The 6,845-nt window shown below is 40.8% G+C and carries 5 protein-coding genes; 4 read left to right on the forward strand and 1 reads right to left on the reverse strand.

Annotated elements, in window-relative coordinates; genetic code table 11:
- Nucleotides 1–508: 508 nt before the first annotated feature.
- Nucleotides 509–1,507 (reverse strand): DUF1350 family protein, encoded by a 999-nt coding sequence (locus LC574_RS19565; RefSeq protein ID WP_229455040.1) that lies wholly within the window; start codon nucleotides 1,505–1,507, stop codon nucleotides 509–511.
- Nucleotides 1,508–2,035: 528 nt separating this feature from the next.
- Between LC574_RS19565 and LC574_RS19570 the strand changes: the two genes are divergently transcribed.
- The 4 genes from LC574_RS19570 to LC574_RS19595 form a co-directional block, all read left to right on the forward strand.
- Entirely contained in the window at nucleotides 2,036–2,677 is a 642-nt protein-coding gene (locus LC574_RS19570) for a hypothetical protein (RefSeq protein ID WP_229455041.1), read from the forward strand.
- Nucleotides 2,678–2,687: 10 nt separating this feature from the next.
- The gene (locus LC574_RS19575; RefSeq protein WP_229455042.1) at nucleotides 2,688–3,494 is read left to right on the forward strand and encodes a pentapeptide repeat-containing protein; all 807 of its coding nucleotides are present in this window, start codon (nucleotides 2,688–2,690) and stop codon (nucleotides 3,492–3,494) included.
- Between the two features lie 346 nt (nucleotides 3,495–3,840).
- Nucleotides 3,841–5,184: a hypothetical protein gene (locus LC574_RS19590; protein WP_267871606.1), complete on the forward strand. Its 1,344-nt coding sequence runs from the start codon at nucleotides 3,841–3,843 to the stop codon at nucleotides 5,182–5,184.
- 844 nt (nucleotides 5,185–6,028) lie between these two features.
- Nucleotides 6,029–6,845, forward strand: an 817-nt coding sequence (locus LC574_RS19595; RefSeq protein ID WP_229455043.1) for a sigma-70 family RNA polymerase sigma factor, incomplete at its 3' end; no start/stop codon positions are given.

The raw sequence follows: 6,845 nt of genomic DNA on the forward strand, positions 1-6,845 counted from the left end.
AAAAGAGATCAGCTCAACCAGCTAGTTAGAAAACTGAATCGCAGCAAGTCCACAAGAGGCGATCGCACAATACTACGCTTGATAAGCTTTTTGGGTAGGCTTATGCTCTATAAGATTGGCTATACCCAAGAAAGCAGGCAGCTTGGTATCGAAGGCTCTACATACTAGAAAATTCCAGCAATAACCTTAACTATAGCAATCCTAAATGATTCATGAGAAAATACGGTAATATTTAATGTACTTTAAATAACTTACTTTGAAGCTATGGATTATGCAATATATAATTCTAGCCGGAAAATTAAGTTGTTAATGAGTGTTTAAAAGTACGATTATAATTTAAGTATTTTCTCACAGATGATTCCGGATTGCTATAGACGGTATTTAAATATAATGAAGTGATTTTTCATTATGTTAAATAAATGGTAGAACGCAAATTTATGCGTCTACCATTTTTTATATACGTAAATTATATTTCGTACTAGTACACTGCTTGGACTTTCAGCAGTTTTTATGTTGATTTTTCTTTCAGTTCCTCAAGCAATTTAATTACATTATCCTCAAAGCCTTTATTTCGCTCTTGAACTGATTCAATCAACAGTTTATCAAAAAGATTAATCACATACTTGCCTAGTTGAATACCTAACGGTTTTAAATGTCCGCCCTCTAAAGCTTTTAGAAATTCTTGGGGTGGTTTTCGCAGAATATTAGTAAACCATTCACAGGTGAATTTAGCAATATTATCTGATTTGAAACAGACTAAACCCATGATATTAAATAGCCCACTATCCTTGATTAAGTTGTGGGTTTCTTCAACAGTTGGTTTCACACCCCAACCAAAATTATCGATGATATCCGCTAAAAATTGAGGACGAATTGCGCTCCCTGTGTCAGCAATAGCAGGTGCTAATAGGATAGAAACCTGCCCTTTAATGAAGACACTGTTAATTTTGATTTTCCGACCTACATAAGTGCAAATTAGTTTTTGATCTTCTAGAATTTTTCGTTGAAGCTCCTCAAAGAGAATATTAATGTCTGCAATGACACTTTCTATCTGTGACTCATCCGAAGTATGAGATAACAAGCTCCGAATAAACTTTTCTCTATCTTGAGGCTCTGGAGGTAAAGCAGTAAATCCTTCTAACAAGGAGATATATTTACAACCAAGGCTATGTCCAATCCAAGAAAAGTTTTTATCATTTAGATAAGCTTCATAATCATATCCTGCAACACTTGCCATCCTTACAAGCTCTGGCAGAATTTCATACTGCTCTCTCATGAGGAAACCAGCTTCTACATAATGGTTAAAACTAAAATTAAACGGCAGAAGAATAATCGTATATCCTTCCTCGAATAGAGATTGAAGCAGATAGCGATAAAAAATCATGGGGCCAAATGTACCAAAGAAAGCCCCTGCAATAAATTGAATTACTCCTTTAGGCTGTGGATGCAGAGCAACCCAACTGTGAGAAACGGGTTTAAATCTTAGTTTTAAACTTGCTTTTACCATGACTTAGCAATGAGTGTATCTCATTTTGGTAGGTGTATACTTAACCTTCAAACCAAAGTTGCAGCTTTTCGGATTCTTTAAAAGATTTTTTTGCAAAACTGAGATGCTTGCCTTGGTAACATATAGCGGTTCTCAATTGCATGGAATACAGACCTAACAAGAAAAGCCCTAACCCTTGTAGCGTTGGGGAGTAAGCCTCAAAGCCTCTCTGCTAAAAGGCTACGGTGTACACACAAGTCTTTGGTGAGGCCATTTAAGATTTATCGTGCAGCTTTTGAGATACCTCACCCTGGTTTTACTACGTAAAACCTGTCCCTCTCCTTACTAAGGAGAGGGAGTGTAATAAAGCTTGTACAATTGTCAAGGCGGTTTTTACTGCCAGAATACTTCTCAGGCGTAAGATTTATCGACAGCAAAATTTATCTACATTGTGTTTTTCCATCCTTCACTTGTGGCAAAAATGCCCCAACTTAGGCGTTCATCTCTTGCAATAGATAACTTTTACCCTTATGACTGGAGAGCAAAATCTTGGGAATAGAACTACGCAGTTTCGTATTTCTCGACAGCCTGCAACCTCAACATGCAGCATATATGGGAACAGTAGCTCAAGGCTTCTTACCATTACCAGGGGATACATCACTGTGGATTGAAATCTCTCCTGGTATCGAAATTAATAAAATTACGGATGTAGCCCTGAAAGCTGCCTCTGTCCGTCCGGGAGTACAGGTAGTTGAACGACTGTATGGACTATTAGAAGTTCATTCTAGCTCCCAAGGTGAAACGCGAGCTGCTGGGCAAGCAATTTTGGCTACATTAGGAGTCCGAAAAGACGAATGTCTCAAACCGCGTGTTGTTTCTAGCCAAATTATCCGCAACATCGATGCTTACCAAACACAACTTATTAATCGCACGCGACGGGGACAGCTACTACTAGCAGGGCAAACGCTGTATGTATTAGAAGTGGAACCTGCTGCTTACGCTGCACTAGCTGCGAACGAAGCAGAGAAAGCGGCATCGATTAACATCCTTGAGGTTCAAGCTGTAGGTAGTTTTGGACGGCTTTACTTAGGTGGACATGAAAGAGATATTCTAGCAGGTGCGGCAGGAGCATTAACAGCAATAGAAAGTGTAGCTGGTCGGGCAAATCCTCTGGGTATGCGTCAGGAGTAAAAAAGAGAAAATGGCAAATCGAGAGCATCTAGCTTTACTCAAAGCAGGTGCAGTTACATGGATTGAGTGGAGAGAGAAAAATCCTCAGATTGAACCAGACCTCAGTGCTGCAAACCTCCAAGGGGATAACCTCAGAGGCGCAAATCTCCAGGGGGTAAATTTGAGCAAGGTGGATTTGGGTAATGCTTTACTTGTGCGAGCAAACCTCAGTAGTGCTGACCTGAGTAGTGCCAACCTCTACAAAGCCTTGCTCATTGAAGCTAACTTGAGTGATGCTAACTTCAGTGTTGCTAACTTGAGTGGTGCTATACTTACACAGACAGATTTGAGTCATGCTAATTTCATTGGAGCAGACTTGAGTGAGACGAATCTTAGAGGCGCTGCGATCGCTCATGCTAATCTAATTGGAACCGACTTAAGAGGCGCTAACTTGAGAGATGCCGATTTAGGTGCAGCGAAGCTAATGCGGACTAATCTCTCTTTTGCCAACCTCATTGAAGCTAACTTGATTGCGGCTGACCTCAGCGAGGCGAGTTTGTACGAAGCAGAAGTGTTAGGGGCTTATCTTTATAAAACTGAGCTATACAAAGCTAATCTAAACAAGGCTCACCTCAGTGGTGCTTACCTATTCCGGGCTAACTTAAGTGAAGCTGATTTGAGTCAAGCTGACTTGAGTTGGACTAACCTCAGAGGCGCGAATTTGGCAGGCGCGAATCTCAGAGAAGCTAACCTCAGAGGAGCCGACATTAGGGGAGCTAATCTCAACGGCGTAAATCTTCAGGAGGCAATCATGCCTGACGCTTCAAAGCATCATTAATTTTATAAACCTTTTTAACAATATTATATATCCAAATTCGTCCATTTTTAAGATTTGGTAAAGAAGTTGACATAAATTGTAGTTTATGATACTACTTAATTAATTACAGGTGACTTAAAAAATATGGAAAAATAATAAAAATAAATTTTGCCCCAATTACTTACCATTTGCATAATCAACTAACCAAATCAATAATTAATATTATCTAAATAATATAATTATTAATTAAGTTAATAAAAGCACCTTTACTTCCAACGAGAAGTTTAAGTAATCTACATTGAACTTATAAAAAGTTCTGTGACTGAGGCCGAAGTTAGGCATTAGTTAGAAATTTAGGAAAAATAATATGGCAGTTATTTTCGGCACTACAGATCCTGACACCACAAATGGGACATCGGGAGATGATACGATATATGGTTGGGCTAATGGTGGTAATGCCAATAGTTTGTCTGGTAATGATATCCTGAATGGTGCAGATGGTAATGATAATCTATTTGGCGGGACAGGAAACGACAGTTTAATCGGTGAACTTGGCAATGACACACTTGATGGTGGCTTGGGTACTGACAGCTTAAATGGGGGAGTAGGCGACGATACTTACGTCATTGACAGTGCTACGGACACCATTACCGAGGCGACTAATTCAGGCATAGATACCGTTCGGTCTTCTGTCCCCTACACACTGGGTGCCAATCTAGAGAATCTGAGACTCACCGGAACTAGGACTATCAACGGGACAGGTAACAGTCTTAATAACATAGTGTTTGGTAATATTGCCAACAACACTCTGAATGGGAGAGCAGGCGATGACACGCTAGATGGAAATTTGGGCAATGATACCCTCAATGGTGACAGCGGCAATGATAGTTTACAGGGCGGCCCTGGCAATGAGTTACTCAATGGGGGGTCTGGAAACGACATCCTCATCGGTGTTTTCCCTGGCAGTTCCCTTCCACCTGGATTAGGGGAGACTGATACCTTAACTGGCGGCGTTGGGCTAGATACATTTGTCCTTGGGGACGCGATAAATGTCTACTACGACGATAAAAACACTACGAATGCTGGTTTTGGGGATTTGGCTACTATTACTGACTTTAATCCTAGTGAAGATCGAATACAACTCCAAGGCTCTCAAATAAACTATCGCTTGCAATCTGTTGGAGCAAATACACAAATATTTTTAGACAAACCTGGAGCAGAGCCAGATGAGATCATAGGTATTGTGCAGGGGGTAGTAAACCTCAGACTTGATAGTGACGATTTCCTTTTCTATGAGCAGGAAAATGCTGGACAAGCTACAAACAATACACTAGCCAGTGCTGAAAGATTAGGTTCTTTATCATCAGGTTCAGACATTAATCTCTCAGGTGAGTTAGTAACAGTTCAACCGGGGGACAATCCCGATTTCGACTTTTTTACATTTTCCCTAGCAAATCCAGGAACTGTTATTATCAGTGCGGCGACAACCGATGATACAGTTATCGGACTGTTTAACAATGCTGGGATTTTACTGCAAAGTGATGACGATAGTGGCCTCGACTTTGGGTCATTAATCACCGCTTTATTGGGTGCTGGAACCTACTCAATTTCAGTGAGTAAATATGCTTTCTTCCCCCAAGATGGCGGAACTTTCTCTGGCTCTAGTGATAGTAACCCTGCTCCTTATACGCTAGGAGTCAGTTTGGCATAAGAACGTTGTCAACTTAAAAAAGTACTGCTTTATAAGACTGATTGAGGGATACTTTTAGTGCTAGTTAGAGGGATACGACCATGTGTCTCGCTTCCCTAACAAAAGACTATTTATAAGCTAGTACGCTTGGCTTTGTGAAGAATTGTAGGTTGGGTTAAGCAAAGCGCAACCCAACAAAGCCCCGGAAATGTTGGGTTTCGTTCCTCAACCCAACCTACACATTTTTATTTTTTATCCTTAACCGAGCAGTATTGGCGCCCTAGTTGTGCAAATTAAATGCGCGACAGCTTATGTCAAGTTGAAATTGACGAGTTAGCACGACACCGAGAGAGTATTTAATAACTTCCCCGCGTTTTCTATCTCCGTGTCGAGAGAATTTTTGCCGTTAATACTAATCACTTCTCCAATATCTATTAGCTCTACTTATACCTGAATAATCCTGAGAAAAAATTGGGAAATCGTCAGGATATTACTTTTGTAACCATGTAAATGTGACTATGCCAATTATAAAGATGACATTCACTGAAGGATGTTTATACTGTGTTATAAAAGTTACTATTAAAAACCATCAAGGTTGAAATGTTAACTAAGTAGTTGAAATATTGAAAACCTAGCTGCCGATTTGAATAGCTATTGGTTTAATCAAAAGTTTAGCAGCCGATTAAGTTCAGTAATGCTGTATCCAATAAAACCCTTACAGTTAATTTCAAAAAAAAATTGTAATGGAACGTTCAACCATGTTAGTTCATCGTAAATCACGGGAACAATAGCAACAGTTGAATAGCTGACCGTAATCTAAGCTGACCGAAATCTATTGTTACCTGGAGCCATTGAGACGATCTTTATGCCAGCAACATCTTTTTATGCAGATGCCCCCTACAACACCAAAAAGTCCCGTCAGGCTTTGGACTCGGATCTCACGGTTGACGAAAGTGAGTTATCGGTAGATGACCTACAGGAGCTAGAGATGGCTTCTGCTGACAATGCTAACTTTGCTGCTAACACTAACCGTCGGAGTACAGACCTAGTACGTCTATATCTTCAGGAAATTGGTCGGGTTCGCTTGTTAGGGCGGGATGAAGAGGTTTCTGAAGCTCAAAAAGTCCAGCGCTACTTGCGGATGCGGATAGTGCTTGCTAACGCCGCCAAGCAAGGGGATGAAGTGATTTCGCCCTATCAGAGATTAATTGAAGTTCAAGAACGTCTGACCTCAGAACTAGGACATCGCCCGTCTTTGGAAAGATGGGCTGCCACTGCTGGCGTAATGATATCGGATCTCAGACCGACTTTGGCAGAGGGCAAACGTCGCTGGGCTGAAATTGCCAAGTTGACTGTAGAAGAGTTGGAGCAAGTTCAGTCCCAAGGACTCCAAGCAAAAGAACATATGATTAAGGCTAATCTTCGCCTAGTTGTGTCTGTTGCTAAGAAGTATCAAAATCGCGGTTTGGAATTGTTGGATTTAGTCCAAGAAGGTACACTTGGTTTGGAGCGGGCTGTAGAAAAATTTGACCCCACTAAAGGTTATCGCTTCAGTACTTATGCCTACTGGTGGATTCGTCAGGGAATTACACGGGCGATCGCTACTTCTAGTCGCACCATCCGCCTCCCTGTCCATATTACCGAAAAGTTAAACAAAATCAAAAAGGCTCAACGCAAAATTG

The sequence above is a fragment of the Nostoc sp. CHAB 5715 genome (assembly GCF_020829685.1).
Classification (GTDB): Bacteria; Cyanobacteriota; Cyanobacteriia; order Cyanobacteriales; family Nostocaceae; genus Nostoc.